21 protein-coding genes and 1 pseudogene are annotated in these 17,415 nt (G+C 60.2%); 15 read left to right on the top strand and 7 right to left on the bottom strand.

Annotated features, from left to right (window positions below; genetic code table 11):
• From WLY71_RS23490 to WLY71_RS23470, 5 genes are all read left to right on the top strand, one after another.
• Positions 1-187 (top strand): hypothetical protein (locus WLY71_RS23490; RefSeq protein WP_347805448.1); only part of this gene is annotated, 187 nt, incomplete at its 5' end.
• Between the two features lie 89 nt (positions 188-276).
• Positions 277-840 carry an FMN reductase gene (msuE, locus tag WLY71_RS23485; protein ID WP_283181095.1) on the top strand — a complete coding sequence of 188 codons (564 nt, stop codon included), beginning with the start codon at positions 277-279 and terminating at the stop codon, positions 838-840.
• 10 nt (positions 841-850) lie between these two features.
• Positions 851-1,996: an FMNH2-dependent alkanesulfonate monooxygenase gene (gene ssuD / locus WLY71_RS23480; RefSeq protein WP_347805447.1), complete on the top strand. Its 1,146-nt coding sequence runs from the start codon at positions 851-853 to the stop codon at positions 1,994-1,996.
• A gap of 143 nt (positions 1,997-2,139) precedes the next feature.
• A complete protein-coding gene (locus WLY71_RS23475) occupies positions 2,140-3,327 on the top strand; it encodes an acyl-CoA dehydrogenase family protein (protein ID WP_347805446.1) in 1,188 nt (395 codons plus the stop codon).
• A 23-nt stretch (positions 3,328-3,350) separates the two neighbouring features.
• Positions 3,351-4,454, top strand: a complete 1,104-nt coding sequence (locus WLY71_RS23470; protein ID WP_347805445.1) for a sigma-54 interaction domain-containing protein — start codon at positions 3,351-3,353, stop codon at positions 4,452-4,454.
• Here the strand turns inward: WLY71_RS23470 and WLY71_RS23465 are convergent.
• The gene (locus WLY71_RS23465; RefSeq protein WP_347805444.1) at positions 4,451-4,816 is read right to left on the bottom strand and encodes an antibiotic biosynthesis monooxygenase; all 366 of its coding nucleotides are present in this window, start codon (positions 4,814-4,816) and stop codon (positions 4,451-4,453) included. The genes WLY71_RS23470 and WLY71_RS23465 overlap by 4 nt on opposite strands.
• Before the next feature lie 95 nt (positions 4,817-4,911).
• Here WLY71_RS23465 and soxR point away from each other — a divergent pair, with 95 nt between their 5' ends.
• Entirely contained in the window at positions 4,912-5,379 is a 468-nt protein-coding gene (gene soxR, locus WLY71_RS23460) for a redox-sensitive transcriptional activator SoxR (protein ID WP_347805443.1), read from the top strand.
• 109 nt (positions 5,380-5,488) lie between these two features.
• Here the strand turns inward: soxR and WLY71_RS23455 are convergent, their stop codons facing one another.
• Positions 5,489-6,256: a MetQ/NlpA family ABC transporter substrate-binding protein gene (locus WLY71_RS23455; protein WP_425589957.1), complete on the bottom strand. Its 768-nt coding sequence runs from the start codon at positions 6,254-6,256 to the stop codon at positions 5,489-5,491.
• Positions 6,186-6,647: pseudogene (locus WLY71_RS23450) on the bottom strand (acyl-CoA dehydrogenase family protein); the annotation flags it as partial. The gene WLY71_RS23455 and the pseudogene WLY71_RS23450, both read right to left, overlap by 71 nt.
• Before the next feature lie 341 nt (positions 6,648-6,988).
• Here WLY71_RS23450 and WLY71_RS23445 point away from each other — a divergent pair.
• From WLY71_RS23445 to WLY71_RS23405, 9 genes are all read left to right on the top strand, one after another.
• Positions 6,989-7,447, top strand: coding sequence for a VOC family protein (locus WLY71_RS23445; protein WP_347805441.1), 459 nt, complete (start codon positions 6,989-6,991; stop codon positions 7,445-7,447).
• Positions 7,448-7,832: 385 nt separating this feature from the next.
• The gene (locus WLY71_RS23440; RefSeq protein ID WP_347805449.1) at positions 7,833-9,032 is read left to right on the top strand and encodes a PepSY-associated TM helix domain-containing protein; all 1,200 of its coding nucleotides are present in this window, start codon (positions 7,833-7,835) and stop codon (positions 9,030-9,032) included.
• Positions 9,029-9,571: a thiamine pyrophosphate-binding protein gene (locus WLY71_RS23435; protein ID WP_347805440.1), complete on the top strand. Its 543-nt coding sequence runs from the start codon at positions 9,029-9,031 to the stop codon at positions 9,569-9,571. Before WLY71_RS23440 ends, WLY71_RS23435 begins: the two co-directional genes overlap by 4 nt.
• Positions 9,568-9,897, top strand: a complete 330-nt coding sequence (locus WLY71_RS23430) for a hypothetical protein (RefSeq protein WP_347805439.1) — start codon at positions 9,568-9,570, stop codon at positions 9,895-9,897. Before WLY71_RS23435 ends, WLY71_RS23430 begins: the two co-directional genes overlap by 4 nt.
• The gene (locus WLY71_RS23425; RefSeq protein ID WP_347805438.1) at positions 9,894-10,466 is read left to right on the top strand and encodes a DUF6162 family protein; all 573 of its coding nucleotides are present in this window, start codon (positions 9,894-9,896) and stop codon (positions 10,464-10,466) included. Before WLY71_RS23430 ends, WLY71_RS23425 begins: the two co-directional genes overlap by 4 nt.
• 35 nt (positions 10,467-10,501) lie before the next feature.
• Positions 10,502-11,428 carry a metal ABC transporter substrate-binding protein gene (locus tag WLY71_RS23420; RefSeq protein ID WP_347805437.1) on the top strand — a complete coding sequence of 309 codons (927 nt, stop codon included), beginning with the start codon at positions 10,502-10,504 and terminating at the stop codon, positions 11,426-11,428.
• Entirely contained in the window at positions 11,425-12,303 is an 879-nt protein-coding gene (locus tag WLY71_RS23415) for a metal ABC transporter ATP-binding protein (RefSeq protein WP_347805436.1), read from the top strand. Before WLY71_RS23420 ends, WLY71_RS23415 begins: the two co-directional genes overlap by 4 nt.
• Positions 12,303-13,202, top strand: a complete 900-nt coding sequence (locus WLY71_RS23410) for a metal ABC transporter permease (protein WP_003226663.1) — start codon at positions 12,303-12,305, stop codon at positions 13,200-13,202. Before WLY71_RS23415 ends, WLY71_RS23410 begins: the two co-directional genes overlap by 1 nt.
• Complete coding sequence (locus WLY71_RS23405; RefSeq protein WP_347805435.1) at positions 13,203-14,126, top strand: metal ABC transporter substrate-binding protein; 924 nt, start codon at positions 13,203-13,205, stop codon at positions 14,124-14,126.
• Between the two features lie 163 nt (positions 14,127-14,289).
• Here the strand turns inward: WLY71_RS23405 and WLY71_RS23400 are convergent, their stop codons facing one another.
• From WLY71_RS23400 to WLY71_RS23385, 4 genes are all read right to left on the bottom strand, one after another.
• A complete protein-coding gene (locus tag WLY71_RS23400) occupies positions 14,290-14,517 on the bottom strand; it encodes an MbtH family protein (RefSeq protein WP_008152757.1) in 228 nt (75 codons plus the stop codon).
• An 81-nt stretch (positions 14,518-14,598) separates the two neighbouring features.
• A complete protein-coding gene (locus WLY71_RS23395) occupies positions 14,599-16,011 on the bottom strand; it encodes an aspartate aminotransferase family protein (protein WP_347805434.1) in 1,413 nt (470 codons plus the stop codon).
• A gap of 77 nt (positions 16,012-16,088) precedes the next feature.
• Complete coding sequence (locus WLY71_RS23390; RefSeq protein ID WP_347805433.1) at positions 16,089-16,574, bottom strand: GNAT family N-acetyltransferase; 486 nt, start codon at positions 16,572-16,574, stop codon at positions 16,089-16,091.
• Between the two features lie 214 nt (positions 16,575-16,788).
• The coding region (locus tag WLY71_RS23385; RefSeq protein WP_347805432.1) for a sensor histidine kinase at positions 16,789-17,415 on the bottom strand (627 nt) is incomplete at its 5' end.

Below are 17,415 nucleotides of genomic sequence, written 5' to 3'. Positions count from 1 at the left end.
TTTATATACCTATAAGATCTATAAATATATTTTAATGATCTTTTGCGGAATAACAGCAAGCCTTTATAACAACTCCATCGCATCACGCACTGTTGCCTACGCAACTGTTTGTCACGCAACAGTCATTCAACAAACAGCCCTGCTAATCGAACAGCCTCTACGGTTCAACACGCTGAAAGCCCCGTAAATCGAGGCTCCGAGGGATTGGAACAGCTCTTGCTCTGTGTCAGTGACTACTCACTGCTCCCTGAGCAACTGTTTAAAAAGGAACTGATCATGTCGCGTCCATTGAAAGTCGTTGCCCTCTCCGGCGGTACCTGGCGTCCGTCCCGCACGTTGGTGCTGACCCAGGCGCTGTTGGCGCAACTGGCCGAGCAATTGCCGATTGAAAGCAAGCTGATTGAACTGGGTGACATCGCCCGACCATTGGGCGCCGCACTGTCCCGCCAGGAATTGAGCGCCGAGATCGAAGCCGAGCTGCAAGCGATCGAGAACGCCGACCTGCTGATCGTCGCCGCACCGGTCTATCGCGGCTCTTACCCTGGACTGCTCAAGCATCTGTTCGACCTAATCGACCTCAATGCATTGATCGACACGCCGGTATTGCTGGCCGCCACCGGAGGCAGCGAACGCCATGCGCTGGTGCTCGATCACCAATTGCGGCCGCTGTTCAGTTTCTTCCAGGCATTGACCTTGCCGATTGGCGTCTATGCCACCGAAGCCGATTTCTCCAATTACCAAATAACCAGTGAACTTCTCAAGGCCCGCATACAACTGGCTGCAGAACGCGCCGCGCCGTTGTTTGGCGTGCACCCCAAAAATCTGCTGAAAATCGCTTAAGGATTTCTTCATGGATGTTTTCTGGTTTCTGCCGACTCACGGCGACGGCCATTACCTGGGCACCACTCAGGGCGCTCGCCCGGTGACACTCAGCTACCTGAAACAAGTGGCTCAGGCGGCCGACAGCCTCGGCTACCACGGCGTGCTGATTCCCACCGGACGCTCCTGCGAGGATTCGTGGGTGATTGCTTCGGCGCTGGTGCCGCTGACCGAACGCCTGCGTTATCTGGTAGCGATCCGGCCGGGGATCATCTCGCCGACGGTCTCGGCGCGCATGGCCGCGACACTGGATCGACTGTCCAATGGCCGCTTGCTGATCAACGTGGTCACGGGCGGTGACCCGGATGAAAACCGTGGCGACGGCATCTTCCTCGATCACAGCGAACGCTACGAAGTGACCGATGAATTCCTGAAAATCTGGCGCCGGGTACTGCAAGGCGAATCGGTGGATTTCGAAGGCAAACACCTGCAAGTGCAGAATGCCAAGGCGCTGTATCCGCCGGTGCAAAAACCCTATCCGCCGCTGTACTTCGGCGGTTCTTCCGAGGCAGCGCATGAACTGGCCGCCGAGCAGGTTGATGTCTACCTGACCTGGGGCGAACCACCCGCCGCCGTGGCGGAAAAACTGGCCGATGTGCGTGAACGTGCCGCGCGAAACGGTCGCACGGTGAAGTTCGGGATTCGCTTGCACGTGATCGTCCGCGAGACCGCTGAAGAGGCCTGGAAAGCGGCTGACAAACTTATCGAGCACATCAGCGACGAGACCATCGCGGCAGCGCAGAAGTCGTTCTCGCGTTTCGATTCCGAAGGTCAGCGGCGCATGGCGGCGTTGCATGACGGGCGTCGTGACAACCTGGAAATCTCCCCCAACCTCTGGGCCGGTGTCGGTCTGGTGCGTGGCGGCGCCGGGACGGCGTTGGTGGGCGATCCGCAGCAAGTGGCGGCGCGAATCAAGGAGTACGCGGACCTGGGAATCGAGAGTTTTATCTTCTCCGGCTATCCGCACCTCGAAGAGGCTTACCGTTTTGCCGAGCTGGTGTTCCCGCTGTTGCCTGAGCCGTACGCCAGCCTTGCGGGGCGCGGCGTCACTAATCTCACCGGGCCGTTTGGCGAAATGATCGCCAATGATGTGCTCCCGGCTCACGCCAAAGCCTGATCCTGCCCGCCGGATCCGCCCCGCCCCTGTAGGAGCTGACGAGTGAAACGAGGCTGCGATCTTTTGATGTTAAAGATCAAGATCAAAAGATCGCAGCCTGCGGCAGCTCCTACAGTGGTCCATCGACACATAGGAAATTCCGTGTGACTGCCAAGCCGCAAAGCGCCCTGCTATCCCCTTTGCAAACCGCCCGCCGATTGGCTGCCGAGTTTGCCCTGACCGCTGTCGAGCGCGATGAACGTGGCGGTACGCCCAAAGCCGAACGTGATGCCTTGCGCCACAGCGGTCTGCTCGCGTTAAGTATTCCCACCCAGTACGGCGGCCTCGGCGCCAGCTGGAGTGACACCCTGACCATCGTGCGCGAATTCGCCAAGGTCGACAGTTCAATTGCCCATGTCTTCGGCTTCCATCACCTGATGCTCGCCACCGTGCGCCTGTTCGCCCGCCCCGAGCAGTGGCAGCCATGGTTCGAACAGACCGCACGCAAAAACTGGTTCTGGGGTAACGCCCTGAACCCGCTGGACACCCGCACCGTGGTGAAGAACCTCGGTGACTGGCGTGAATTTTCCGGCAAGAAAAGTTTCTGCTCCGGCGCCAGCGATTCGCAAATGCTGATTGCCTCGGCGGTGGACGAAAGCGCTGGCGGCAAGCTGTTGATCGCCGCGATTCCCAGCGGTCGCAGCGGCATCACCTTGCATAACGACTGGAACAACATGGGCCAGCGCCAGACCGACAGCGGCAGCGCGACATTCGAACGGGTACGAGTCGAAGAGTCGGAACTGCTGCTCGATCCGGGTCCGCTGAGTACGCCATTCGCCTGCCTCCGGCCGTTGATTGCCCAGCTGACCTTCACACACATGTTCCTCGGCATCGCCGAGGGTGCCTTCGAAGAAGCGCGGCAATACACCCTCACCGAGACCCGTCCGTGGCACAAATCCAATGCTCAGGATGTGCGTCAGGATCCTTATGTACTCGGCCACTACGGCGAATTCTGGGTCGCCCTCGAAAGTGTTCGACTGCTGGTGGAGCGCGCTGCCGGGTTGCTCGACAAGGCCTGGGCCAAAGGCCCGAACCTCAGCGCCGAAGAACGTGGACATCTCGCTAACGCCATCGCCACGGCCAAGGTCGCTGCCACCCGCAACGGTCTGGAGCTCTGCAGCCGGCTGTTCGAAGTGACTGGCGCCCGTTCGACCCATGCCTCACTGCGACTGGATCGCCACTGGCGCAACCTGCGCACGCAAACCCTGCATGACCCGGTGGATTACAAACTCCATGAACTGGGTGACTGGGCGCTCAACCAGTCCCTGCCGATCCCGACTTTCTATTCATAGCCTTCTATTCATGGAGCTTGCCCATGCAACTGCTGACCTTACCGCCCTCGCCCGCTCTGGCCACCTCGATCCGCGCCACGGCGCAGGTGTTCGAAGACCCTAAATCCCAAGCCTTGCTCGCCCACATTCAACAAGTCGCACCGAGTGAAGCCAGCGTGCTGATCATCGGCGAAACCGGCACCGGCAAGGAGTTGGTGGCGCGACATATCCACAACCTCAGCGCCCGCCGTAACCGGCCTTTTGTGGCAGTGAACTGCGGCGCGTTCTCTGAATCCCTGGTGGAGGCCGAGTTGTTCGGCCATGAAAAAGGTGCCTTCACCGGTGCGCTGAGCGCCAAGGCCGGCTGGTTCGAGGAGGCCGATGGCGGTACGTTGTTCCTCGATGAAATCGGCGATTTGCCGATGGCGATTCAGGTCAAGTTGTTGCGGGTGTTGCAGGAGCGCGAAGTGGTGCGACTGGGTTCGCGCAAGAGCATTCCTATCAATGTGCGCGTGCTGGCGGCGACCAACGTGCAATTGGAGAAAGCCATCAACGCCGGGCATTTCCGTGAGGATTTGTACTACCGCCTCGACGTGGTCAGCCTGGAATTGAGCCCGCTGCGCGACCGCCCCGGCGACATCCTGCCGCTGACCCGACACTTCGTCGAAGCCTACAGCCAGCGCCTCGGCTACGGCACCATCACCATCAGCAAAGACGCCGAACTGAAACTGCGCAGCTACAGCTGGCCGGGCAACATCCGCGAACTGGAAAACGTCATTCACCACACCCTGCTGATCTGCCGTAACGGCGTGATCGAACGCGACGACCTGCGGCTGTCGAACATGCGCATCGAGCGTCAGGACGATTACCACAGCAACGTCGACGATTCACCGGAAGCCCTGCTCGATCGGGCCTTTCAAAAACTCTTCGAAGAACAGGCCGGTGCGCTGCACGAGAAAGTCGAAGACGCGTTGCTGCGAGCCGCCTATCGCTTCAGCCATTACAACCAGGTGCACACCGCTGCGCTGCTGGGGTTGAGCCGCAACGTAACCCGCACGCGACTGATCAAGATCGGCGAACTGGCGGTGAACAAGCGCCGGGCCACGGAAAACCTTCAGGGCGAGCGTGTCATGCAGCTGTCGATCTAACCCACCAGATTGCAGTGCAGTGCGTTGTCGTGGCTGCGTTCCAGGCTGTGCAGCACCTGGAACGAGCCGAAGGTCACGGTTTTCGCCTGATGGGCGCGGATCAGTTGCCAGAAATCCTGCTCGCCGCTTTCAAAGCTTTTGAACGCGGCCTCTCCCGCCTCTCGTGTTTGCCATTGCAGATAGTTGAGCACCCGCCGGCCATCGTCGCTGGCCTGGATGCTGGCACTCAGAAAACCGCTGTAACCCTGGGCGAGACGCTCGGTCTGCTTCGAAAGCGCCGACACCAGTGCGGGCTGTTGATGGGGTTCAATCTCGAATTCAATCAATTGGGTGAAGCTGCGATTTTTCTCTGACAGTTGCATGAATAGTCCCCACTCACCTGTAAGCCGGATCTTGCGATCCGAAGGCCTGCAGGGTAAAACCTCGAGTTAACTTGAGGTCAAGAGGCATTTTTTAAATGATCACCTCGGAAAATCTGCATAAAGAACTCACCGTCGGCCAAGTGGCTGCGCGTAGCGGCGTCGCAGTCACCGCACTGCACTTTTACGAATCCAAGGGTTTGATCAAAAGTAATCGCAACCAGGGCAACCAGCGGCGTTATCCCCGGGAAGTGTTGCGGCGGGTGGCGTTGATCAAAGTGGCTCAGCGATTGGGCATTCCATTGGCGGAGATTGGTGAGGCACTCAAGTCCCTGCCAGATAACCGCGCCCCGACGGCGGCGGACTGGAAGGTGTTGTCGGCGCAGTGGAGTCGGGATCTGGATGAGCGGATCAATCAGCTCGTGCTGCTGCGGGACCGGCTCAATGGCTGCATCGGGTGTGGATGTTTGTCGATGGAGGCATGCCCGTTACGCAACTTTGGCGATGTGCTGGGGGAACAGGGGCCGGGGGCGCAGCTGCTGGAACCCGGGACAGGTCCGAAATAGCGGTGCGGCCTTCGCGAGCAGGCTCGCTCCCACACTGGATTTGTGAACGCCACAGATCAAATGTGGGAGCGAGCCTGCTCGCGAAAGCGGCCTGTCAGTCGATGAGTTTTTAGAACCCCGGTGCAATCTGCCCTTTGTAGCGAGTCAGGATGAACTGCCGAACCTCATCGGAATTCAGCGCCTTTGCCAGTTTCTGCAAGCCTGGGTCGTTGATGTTGTCCGGCCGCGCGACCAGAAATTCGATGTACAAACTCTTGCCCTTCTCGACGATCAACGCGCTGTTGGTATCAATCCCCGCTTCCAGTGCGTAGTTGGCGAAGACAAACGCCAGGCCCACCTGACTCACCGAACGGGCCAGCAGCGCACCTTCCAGTTCACGGATTTTCAGGTGCTTGGGGTTTTCGATGATGTCGCGCTGAGTGGCCAGGGTGTTGCTCGGGTCCTTGAGCTTGATCAGACCGGCTTCGTGCAACAGCACCAGCGCACGGCCAGTGTTCACCGGGTCATTGGGAATCGACACCGTGGCGCCATCCTTCAGTTCGGCGATGCTTTTGATCCTGGTCGAGTAAGCACCAAACGGTTCAATGTGCACACCGACCACCGGCACCAGATCGGTATGGCGGGTTTTGTTGAAGTCATCGAGAAATGGCCGGTACTGGTAATAGTTGGCGTCGAGGTTCTTTAACGCCAATTGCTGGTTGGGCTGGATAAAGCCAGTGAAGACCTTGATGTCGAGGTCCACGCCTTCCTTGGCCAGGGTCGGCTTGACGAATTCGAGGATTTCCGCGTGCGGCACCGGGGTGGCGGCCGTCGCCGTACCGGCGGAGGGTCGCCTGAATGTCCTGCACGTTCTTGCCGCCGGTTTCCGACAAGGCATTGGCAAAGCGGTGACCTTGCAGCGCCAGCCCGAAGAAGTGCGTTTGCTGCTCAGGTGTGCCTTGCAGGCGAATGTCTTCCAGCAGGCAATAGTGGTTTTGCGGGATTTGCCCCAGGGACGGATCGGCCGCCGAGATGATCGCGATGACCTGCGCCAGCACCGCATAGGACACCTGCGCGCCGCCAAATGCTTTCGGCACGCTGATGCCCCACAAACCGCTGTTGGAATACAGATCGACGATCTCGGCGGGCACTTGGCGGGAGCGGTCGCGCTCGGCGTCTTGCTCCAGTAACACCGCGGCAATACGTTCGGCGACGCGTAAGGCTTCGGCTTCGTTGGCGATCCGATGGGCGGCCGGTGGGTTGATCGGATAAACGGCAGATTCAGGCATACAAGTCTCTCGGCATCAGTGTTCAGCAGAGGGCATTGCAGCTTCTGTGCCTAGCCGTTCGAGCCAATGTTTTCGGGGGTTCTGGGCCGCTCAGAGGTTTTTTTTCATCAGCAACCCGGGCAATCTGCTGCTTCGCTGTTGATGGCTGAACAGTGGCGTTGTTATGCCTTACACCCTGTAGGAGCTGCCGAAGGCTGCGATCTTTTGATCTTGATTTTTCGTCGACCGCACCGCAGCCAAGGTCAAAAGATCGCAGCCTTCGGCAGCTCCTACTACTCTTCACAGGTTGTAAATCGGCGAAGGACCACCTTCATCCCAAAACAAAAACAGGGAGAACCATCATGAGCGTCAAACCCATTCCAGAGGGTTATCACAGCATCACCCCGTATCTGGGCATTCAAAAAGCGGCCGAAGCCATCGAGTTCTACAAGAAAGCTTTTGGCGCCACCGAAGTCATGCGCCTGTCCATGCCCGATGGCGGCATCGGCCACGCCGAACTGCGTATCGGCGATTGCCCGATCATGCTTGGCACGCCGTGCGATCAGGGTCCGCTGAGCAATCCGGACAAGTCGCCGTCCGTGGGCCTGCATCTGTATGTGAACGATGTGGACAAGTCTTATAAACAGGCGATTGCGGCTGGCGGCACGGTGGTGTCCGAGGTCAAGGATCAGTTTTATGGCGACCGCTCGGGAACCCTGAAGGATCCCTATGGGCATCTGTGGTTTCTGGCCACGCGCAAGGAGGATCTGACTCAGGAGCAAATTGAGCAGCGGGCGAAGGAGATGTTCAAGCAGAGTTGAGCCTTCTGTGACTGACAGGACCCCATCGCGAGCAAGCTCGCTCCCACAAGGATCTTCTGTGATCACATTGTTTGTGAACACCCAAGATCAACTGTGGGAGCGAGCTTGCTCGCGATGGCGTCCGAACAGGCACCGCATATCCCCTTGAACACACTTCATGAACGAGCACACCACGCTTTGCGCCTTGCGCACAACGCTCCTACAGAAACCAGCCAAGTGATATCGCGAAACATTTTCTTTCATATCCCCCTTCGGGATTTTCGATGCTCATCCGTCTTATTTAGATGCAGTCGGTCCGCGTAGGCAAAAGCCACGGTTCGACCTTTCATGGACCTCATCGCTGGGAAGCCCGCAGCAGAGGCCCTCTCATCGAAACAAGACTTTAATCATGTCGAAATCCCGTTCAAAACTCTGGTTTCTGGTCCACAGCTGGCTGGCATTGCCGATCTGGTTTTTCGTACTGATCGTCTGCGTGACCGGCACCCTGGCGGTGGTCAGCCAGGAAATCGTCTGGCTGGCCAACCCGCAAATGCGCGCCAGCCAACCCTCGGACGATGCGCCGCTGCTCAGTTACGACCAAATCATCGCCGCGATCAAAAAAGCGGAGCCGAACACACTGGTCGAAGGCATCAGCCGGCCCGATGAATCGCACTTTGCCCTCGACGTGGACGTCAGCTACCCCGACGGTCGCTCGATGACGGTTTACGTCAACCCCTACAGCGGCGTCATTCAGGGCACTGCCCCGCAATTCAATTTCAAGGCGTTTACCCGCGCCCTGCATGGCTGGTGGCTGGTGCCGTTCACCAACGGTTACAGCTGGGGCTGGTACCTGGTGTCATTCCTGAGCCTGCCGCTGCTGGCGTCGTTGGTCACCGGGCTGGTGGTCTACAAGCGCTTCTGGAAAGGTTTCTTGCGACCGACGTTGCGCATTCGTCACGGTGCACGGATTTTCTGGGGCGACTTTCATCGCCTCAGCGGCATCTGGTCGATCTGGTTCATCGCGGTGATTTCCATCACCAGCACTTGGTTTCTGATTCAGGCGTTCATGTTCGATAACCAGATTTCGATTTCCACCGCGCCGGTCGCTGCCGTGGTCCCGCGTGAAAGTGTCCCGCTGACTGCCGACGGTTCGCCAGCGCCGATGATCAGCCTGGAAACAGCAATCCGCGAAGCCAAGGAACGTATTCCCGGCCTGAACGACAGCTTCGTCAGCCTGCCTGCCAATGCCTATAGCTATCTCTCGGTAGGCGGACGCAGTTGGTATCCGCTGATGTTCCAGACCGCGGACATCAACCCGTATACCGGCGACATCGCCGCCACCCGCCTGTTGTCGGACCGTTCCGGCCTGGAGCTGGTGACCGAATCCATGCGTCCGCTGCACACCGGGGATTTCGGCGGCATCTGGATCAAGCTGATCTGGTTCTTCTTCGGCCTGATCCTGAGCATGATGGTTCTCAGCGGCCTGTTGATCTGGACCAAGCGCACCGCCCTGGCCACGGCCAACGCCCTCAAGCGCAGCAACAAACGCCCGCGCAGTCAGACCGCTCCGGCCAACAGCCGTGAAACCACGGAGGTCAGCCAATGAGTCTGTTCATCGCTGATAAACCGGCTTCGAAACTGAGTCGTTTGTGGCACAAATGGCGCTTCCACATCAATGTTCTGCTGTTGCTGGTGCCGCTGGGTTTTATGCCCAAGTACTTCGCCGACGCTGCGCTGTTTCGCGGTGACACCGGCCTGGGTGAGCGGGAAATCGGCGAGGTTCAGGTGGGGCCCTGGAGCCTGCGCCTGGCCGAGTTGCGCAACGAATCACCGACCCTCGATGGTCCGGCCGGCTATATGAAAAGCTTCAACGCGGCGCTGTGCGACACCTGTCGCGATCAGGTCAAGGCGACGTACCTGCGCATTGGTAAACCGCGCAGCCTGCGGGCTGCCGGGGTGATTTTCTTCGGCACGCCGTACCGCATGGGCGCGATGTTGCCGATCCCCGAGAAGACCAAAGCCGACGCCGAGCTTTGGATCACCATGGAAGGCTGGGACGGCGCCATGCATCAGGCCTCCGTCCCCCTGAGCCAGGCATCCCCGGCCACCCTCGCCTGGCTGAACCAACAAGGAGGCAAACCATGATCAACGTTATACGTCCTCTAAGTGCCGTGCTACTGGTGCTCTGCGCCGGTTTCAGCGCCAGCGCCCTGGCCCACAACCCGATGTGCGAATGCACAGCCATCGACGCCGAGCAGATCAAATGCACCGGCGGTTTCTCCGACGGCAGCGGCGCGCCGGGGGTGACCCTGGACGTGATCGGCTATGACGAAACCATCCTGGTGCCGGGCAAGCTCGGCGCCGATTCAACCCTGACTTTCAAGAAGCCCGGCGCCGAGTTCTACGTGCTGTTCGATGCCGGCCCCGGCCACGTCGTCGAGATTGACCAAGCGGACATCGAAGCCCCATGAGTACGCCGACTACGCAAATCGTCCGCCCGGCCGGTGCCGGCCATGAAACCCTCTATGTGTCGCTGTTGTGCCTGATGATCCTCGCTGTTGCCGGCTCGGTGGTCGCCTGGCGCGGTGAGTCTCAGGAAGTCAGCAGCGTTGGCAGCCATCAACTGGATGCCCGCCGTGACTTGAGCGCGTCCGAGCAAGGCATCTACGCCGACCTGCGGGTGACGCTCGACGAAATTCATCTGCTGCGTCAGGAGCAACAGGCGCTACCCGCCCCCGCCGCCCTCGCCGATGAGGGTTTTGCGCCGTTCGCCCAGGACGCCAGTTCCGTCAGCCGCGGCGGTCATGCCTGGCAATTGCTCGACGCCAAGGCTTACTTCGGCCAGAGCCAGACGGCCACCGTGGCGGGTTCGTTTCTGATGCGCTTGACCGCTGACGACGATGCGCCGGACGTCTGGCTTAACCGCGGCAAAGCCCTCGCGGCCCCGACCGATCTCACCGACGCCGCGCTGGAAAGCGCCGGCTGGCAGCAGATCGTCGCGCAATTCGATGCCGGCGTGACCCGCCAGCACCGGCACTGAACCCTCGCCTTCACCCGAGAGAAGACCGCTTTCCCATGCCTATTTCATCTCAACGTTCTTTCTTGCGCCTGATGTTGGTCGGTTTACTGGCTTGTCTGCTGACCCCGCTAGCCAGTGCCGACGAGGCCAAGCGCCTGCGCATCGGCATCACCCTGCACCCTTATTACAGCTACGTGGCGAACATCGTCGGTGACAAGGCCGAGGTGGTGCCGCTGATTCCCGCCGGTTTCAACCCGCATGCCTACGAGCCCCGCGCCGAAGACATCAAACGCATCAGCGGTCTGGACGTGGTCGTGCTCAACGGCGTCGGCCATGACGACTTTGCCGACCGCATGATCGCCGCCAGCGAAACCCCGAACATCCCGGTGATCGAAGCCAACGAAAACGTGCCGTTGCTGGCCGCCACCGGCGTCGCCGCTCGCGGCGCCGGCAAGGTTGTAAACCCGCACACGTTCCTGTCGATCAGCGCCTCGATTGCCCAGGTCAACAACATCGCCCGGGAACTGGGCAAGCTCGACCCGGCCAACGCCAAGATCTACACCCAGAACGCCCGCGCCTACGGCAAACGCCTGCGGCAGATGCGCGCCGACGCCCTGGCGAAGCTGACCCAGGCGCCGAACGCCGAACTGCGAGTGGCCACGGTTCACGCGGCTTACGACTATTTGCTGCGCGAATTCGGCCTGGAAGTGACCGCTGTGGTCGAACCGGCGCACGGCATCGAACCGAGCCCGAGCCAGCTGAAAAAGACCATCGATCAACTGCGTGAACTGGACGTGAAAGTGATCTTCTCGGAGATGGATTTTCCGTCCACCTACGTCGAGACCATCCAGCGTGAGTCCGGCGTGAAGTTGTACCCGCTGTCGCACATTTCCTATGGCGAATACACCGCCGACAAGTACGAAAAGGAAATGACCGGCAACCTCAACACGGTGGTCCGGGCAATTCAGGAGTCCGGGGCATGACGGCGAAAGAAACACTCAGCACACCGAACCCCATCCTGAAGGAATCTGAATCCCCTGTGGGAGCGAGCTTGCTCGCGATAGCGGTGGATCAGTCGCCATCAATGTTCGATGACACTCCGCTATCGCGAGCAAGTCGAATCGTCGCACCGTCGCTCCCACAGGTTTCGGGGCCGACGCTGGATTTTGCGGAGGTCAGCCTGACGCTGGGCCGCACGACGATCCTCGACAACGTGACGTTTCAGGTCCAGCCCGGCAGCGTGCATGCGCTGGTCGGCCCAAACGGTGGTGGCAAGAGTTCGCTTATCAAGACGCTGTTGGGGCAAATGCCCCATCAGGGTCGCTTGAGTCTGCAATGGCCCGGCACCCCGGGAACCATCGGCTACGTGCCTCAAGCTCTGGAATTCGACCGCGGCCTACCAATGACCGTCGACGACTTCATGGCCGCGATGTGCCAGCGGCGTCCGGCGTTCCTCGGATTGAGCAAGCATTACGCCGCCGCGATTGGCGAAGCCCTGGAACGGGTCGGCATGCAGGACAAACGCAAGCGGCGCATGGGTGCGTTGTCCGGCGGTGAGCGTCAGCGTGTGTTGCTGGCTCAGGGTTTGATTCCGGCGCCGCAATTGTTGGTGTTGGATGAACCGATGTCGGCTTTGGATGAGGCGGGAATTCAGGTGTTCGAACGGCTGCTCGGCGACTGGCGTCAAAGCGGAATCACCGTGCTGTGGATCGAGCATGATCTGGAAGCGGTTGGACGGCTGGCAGATCGCGTCACCGGGCTCAATCGCCGGGTACTGTTCGATGCCACGCCGAAACAGGCGCTGACTCCGGAACGATTGCTGACTCTGTTCTCGACCCATCCACGGAGCGCTGCCTGATGAGTTACGAAGCCTTTCGTTTGATGGTCCAGGGGTGGGCCTCGTCGGGTTACTTGCCCGAGGCGCTGGCCTATGGATTTGTGGTCAACGCATTGCTCGCCGGCTTGCTGATCGGCCCGGTGCTGGGCGGTTTGGGGACGTTGGTGGTGGTCAAGCGTTTCGCATTTTTCTCTGAAGCGGTAGGCCACGCAGCGTTGACCGGCGTGGCCATCGGCATTCTGCTGGGCGAACCTTACACCGGACCTTACGGCAGCCTGTTCGGCTACTGCTTGTTGTTCGGCATCTTGCTGAACTACCTGCGCAACCGCACGGGTCTGGCGCCGGATACGTTGATCGGTGTGTTTCTGTCGGTGTCGTTGGCGCTGGGTGCCAGTCTGCTGCTGATTCTGGCGGGCAAGATCAACGTACACATCCTTGAAAACGTGCTGTTCGGTTCGGTGCTGACGGTGAACGGCAATGATTTGCTGGTGTTGGCCATCGTTGGTTCGCTGGTCATGGCGCTGGCCTTGCCGCTGTACAACCGCATCATGCTGGCCAGTTTCAACCCGCAACTGGCGGCGGTTCGCGGTGTGGCGGTGAAGACGCTGGATTATCTGTTTGTGATTCTGGTGACGCTGATCACCGTGGCCGCGGTGAAAGTCATCGGCGCGATTCTGGTCGGCGCCCTGTTGGTGATTCCAGCGGCGGCGGCGCGTTTGCTCAGCCAGTCGCTCAAGGGTTTTTTCTGGTGCTCGGTGCTGATCGCCACGGTCAGCACGCTATGCGGGATTCTCGCGCCGATTGTCTTCGACCTGCCTATCCCGTCCGGCGCCGCGATCATTCTGGTGGCCGGTATCGCCTTCGCTCTCGCCGCCATTGCGCGTGGCGTTGTCCCCAGTCTGAAAGGGAATCTCGGATAAATGTCTTTTTCTCTGCGTCAATTGACCCTGGCATTGACCTTCACATTGACCTTGTACGGGCTGGTCAACACAACTTTTGCGGCTGACAGCGCCAAACCGTTACGCGTGCTGGCGTCCTTGCCGATCACTTATGGCCTGGGCGAAGTCCTGCTCAAAGGCACCGACGTCAACCTTGAACGTGCCGCGCCGGCGAACCTGCCCGGTAGCCGTCAGACCGCGTACTTCACAGGTCGTGGCGCTCCGGCGCTGGCCAAACTGGCGACCGACGCCGATGCAGTGATTGGTCTGCGTTCGCTGTGGGCGGATGATCCGCTTTACCCGATCTCCCGGCGTAACAACATCCGCATCGTCGAGGTCGACGCCGCCCGCCCGGTGGACGGCGCCCTGCCCGGCATCGCCGTGCAGCCGGGCAACAAGGTTGATGGATTGAACAGTCAGCCGTGGTTTTCCAGCAACAACATGGGGCGGATGGCGGACGTCATGGCGGCGGACCTGGTGCGCCTGGCGCCCGAGGCCAAGCCGAAGATCGAGGCCAACCTGGCGGCGCTCAAACAGCGCTTGCTCAAGTTCAGCGCCGACAGCGAAGCGCGGCTGGCCAGTGTCGACAACCTCAGTGTGATGAGCCTGAGCGATCACTTTGGCTATCTGATCGGCGGCCTCAACCTGGAGCTGATCGGCCTAGATGCGCGGCCGGATGCCGAGTGGTCACCTGAAGCGCTCAAGCAATTGGGTGCGACGCTCAAGGACAATGATGTTGCGGTGGTGCTGCATCACCGACAACCGTCGGATGCGGTGAAAGCGGTGATTGCTGAGGCTGGGAGTCGCCTGGTGGTGTTGAGTGTGGATGCGGCGGATCCGGTGGCCGAGCTGGAGGGGAATGTGGATTTGCTGATCAAGGAGTTGAGTGACGGGCCTTCGGCCTAAGATCAAAAGATCGTCCGAACGCGGCCCGAACCTTCGGCAGCTCCTGCAGGGTGTACATCAATCCCAATGTAGGAGCTGCCGAAGGCTGCGATCTTTTGACGTTCAAAAACCAAAAAGCCCGCTGACCTATATCGGTTCAGCGGGCTTCTTTTTGCGCGGTGACTTAATGAGCCACAGCCGCTTGTTCCTCCATCTTCTGGCGCAAGCTCAGCGGACGCATGTCAGTCCAGGTTTCTTCGATGTAAGCCAGGCATTCCTTCTTCAAGCCGCTCTTGCCCACGGTGCGCCAGCCTGCAGGCACGGCTTTGTAGTCGGGCCAGATCGAGTACTGCTCTTCGTGGTTGACCACGACCTGAAAGAGGATGTCCTCGCGGTCGAATACTGAAGTCATGGTGTTTCTCCATCGCTGTAGGGTGGGCTGCACTGCGTGCGCAGCCGTTATGTAGAAGGAACGTGTCAGAGACTGACAAATTTAGAGGCTGGCGGTGGCAGCAGCCATGGCCCGGCCGAATATCTCGGCCACCCGATCGATTTCCGAAGCGGTAATCACCAGCGGCGGCAGGAAACGCACCACGCCGCCATGACGGCCGCCCAGTTCAAGGATCAAACCGCGCTTGAGGCATTCACGCTGCACCAGCGGCGCCAGACGACCGAAGATCGGCGGATGACCCAGCGAATCCAGCTCGCCAGTCGGATCGACCAGTTCAACACCCAGCATCAAGCCGCGACCGCGGATATCACCCAGTTGCGGGAAGTCCCGCTGCAGGATGTGCAAGTGTTCGCTCAGGCGTTCGCCCATGGCGGCAGCGTGCTCGCAGACCTTGTGTTCGGTCAGGTAACGCATCACCGCAGAACCTGCGGCCATGGCCATTTGATTGCCGCGGAAGGTCCCTGCATGGGCACCCGGCAGCCAGGTGTCGAGCCAGTCGCGATAGACCACCACGGCCAGCGGCAGACTGCCGCCGATGGCTTTGGACATGACCACCACGTCCGGAATGATCCCGGCGTGCTCGAAGGCGAACATCTTGCCGGTGCGGGCAAAACCGCTCTGAATCTCGTCGACGATCAGCGCGACACCGGCCTTTTCGGTAACCCGCCGCAGGCCGCGCAGCCAGTCGAGATCGGCCGGGATCACCCCGCCCTCGCCCTGCACCACTTCGACGATCACCGCTGCGGGTAACTGCACGCCGGCTTCTGGATCATTGAGCAGGTTTTCCAGGTAGTTGAGATTGACCTTCACACCTTGCGCGCCGCCGAGCCCGAACGGGCAGCGGTAATCATAGGGATACGGCATGAACTGCACGCCGCTGCTGAGCAAGGCGCCCAAGGGTTTCTTCGGCCCCAGACTGCCCATCAGGCTCAGCGCGCCCTGGCTCATGCCGTGATAACCGCCCTGGAACGACAGCACGGTGCTGCGTCCGGTGGCAGTGCGCACCAGTTTCAGCGCGGCTTCCACCGCGTCGGTGCCAGTCGGGCCGCAGAACTGGATCTTGGCTTCAGCGGCCAAAGCCAGCGGCAGCAGACCGAACAGGTCCTGGACAAATTGATCCTTGACCGGGGTGGTCAGGTCGAGGGTGTGCAGTGGCAGTTCATCGGTCAGCACTTGCTGGATCGCTTCGATCACCACCGGATGGTTGTGTCCAAGGGCCAACGTCCCTGCGCCGGCCAGGCAGTCGATGAAACGACGGCCTTCGACGTCTTCGACATAAATGCCCTTGGCACGTTTGAGGGCCAGGGGAATGCGTCGCGGATAGCTGCGGGCATTCGATTCCTGCTGGTTTTGACGGGCCAGCAGCGGCGATTCGTTGAACTGATAAAGCGTCTCGGTCGGCGCCGGAGTGATCCGGGCCGACTGATCTTCCATAAGGCTGGTAGCGACTGACATCTCTCGACCCCTCAATAAGGTTTTCCTGTTCTGGAAACGCATCAGGGCGCCGAGGATTTAGACCCTCGATCAGCTTTCTATGAAGGTGGTGGCAGCGCTTTGTGCATGGGAATCGCGTGGAGCCCGGCTACGGCGAAGGTTTCGGCGCAAGGCTGGTAACCCAGATGACGGTAAAACGCTTCACTGGTGCGGGTGCTGTTGAGTCGGGCCTGGCGCAAACCCTGATCGGTCAACCAGCCTTCAAGGTTGTGCACCAGCGCTTGCCCGGCCCCGCGACGAAACCATTCCGGTTGCACGTAACAAAACGCGACCTTGCCGCTGATCGCAGCCATCGCGACGCCGACCGGTTTGTCGTGCAACAGGGCGATGTTCAGGTACAACCGTTCGTCGGCCAACCAGGGCTGCACGTGTTCGATGGTTTTGTTGTGGGTCCAGGTGGCGACGGTGAGCGGATCGTTGCGATGGTCGAGCGCGCAACCGACGCGGATGGAGCGCTCGACGATGCGGCTGATGATGCCGGCGTCGGCGGGGGTTGCCTTGCAAATGTGTAGGGGTGCATCCATGGCGCTGTTACCTCAATCCATTGAGAAAAAGCTGCCGGGGACGATAGCGCCGGGGACGGCTTAAATGCCAATGGAGAGAAGTTACATTTGATGTGCGACATAGAACCCCTGTGGGAGCGAGCTTGCTCGCGATAGCGGCGGCACATCCAGTATTGATGTGACTGACAGACCGTCATCGCGAGCAAGCTCGCTCCCACAGGGAATTGGGGGGTGATCAGATGGGTTGCAAAGGCATCGTCAACTCAACCCGCAACCCATCCGGCCGACTGTCGAAATGCAACGTACAGCCGCAACGTTGGACAATCGCCTGGACAATCGCCAGACCCAGGCCGCAGCCAGTGCTCTGGCCGTTGCGCCAGAAGCGTTGGGTCAAATGTTGCAGATCGTCTTCGGCAATGCCCGGCCCATGGTCCCGAACCACAAACTGCACGCGGTTGCCGGTGGTTACCAGACTCAGCTCCACCGCGCCGTCGCCCGGGGTATGCCGCAGCGCGTTGTCCAGCAGGTTGCGCAGCGCGGCGATCGACAGCACGGCGGGCATTTGCACCGGGGCGTGAGAGATCTTCGGCGGCATCTGAAATTTGATCCGCTGACGATCACCGCTGGCGGCGTCCTGAATCGCCAGTTTTGCCACCTGCTCGGCGCTGCATTGCACGCCGTCATCGAACGACAGACTGCCCTCGACCCGCGCCAGCAACAGCAATTGCTCAAGGGTCCGGTGCAGGCGATCGGCGCCCTCTTCGGCCCGGGCCAGGGATTGATCCCGGGCCGCGCCGTCGGTCATGCGCGCCACTTGCAGGTGGGTCTTGATCGCTGTTAGTGGGCTGCGCAATTCATGGGC

This window comes from Pseudomonas rossensis, assembly GCF_039888995.1.
Classification (GTDB): domain Bacteria; phylum Pseudomonadota; class Gammaproteobacteria; order Pseudomonadales; family Pseudomonadaceae; genus Aquipseudomonas; species Aquipseudomonas rossensis.
Note: the sequence above shows the minus strand (reverse complement) of the source record. Positions and strands in the feature narration are given on the sequence as shown.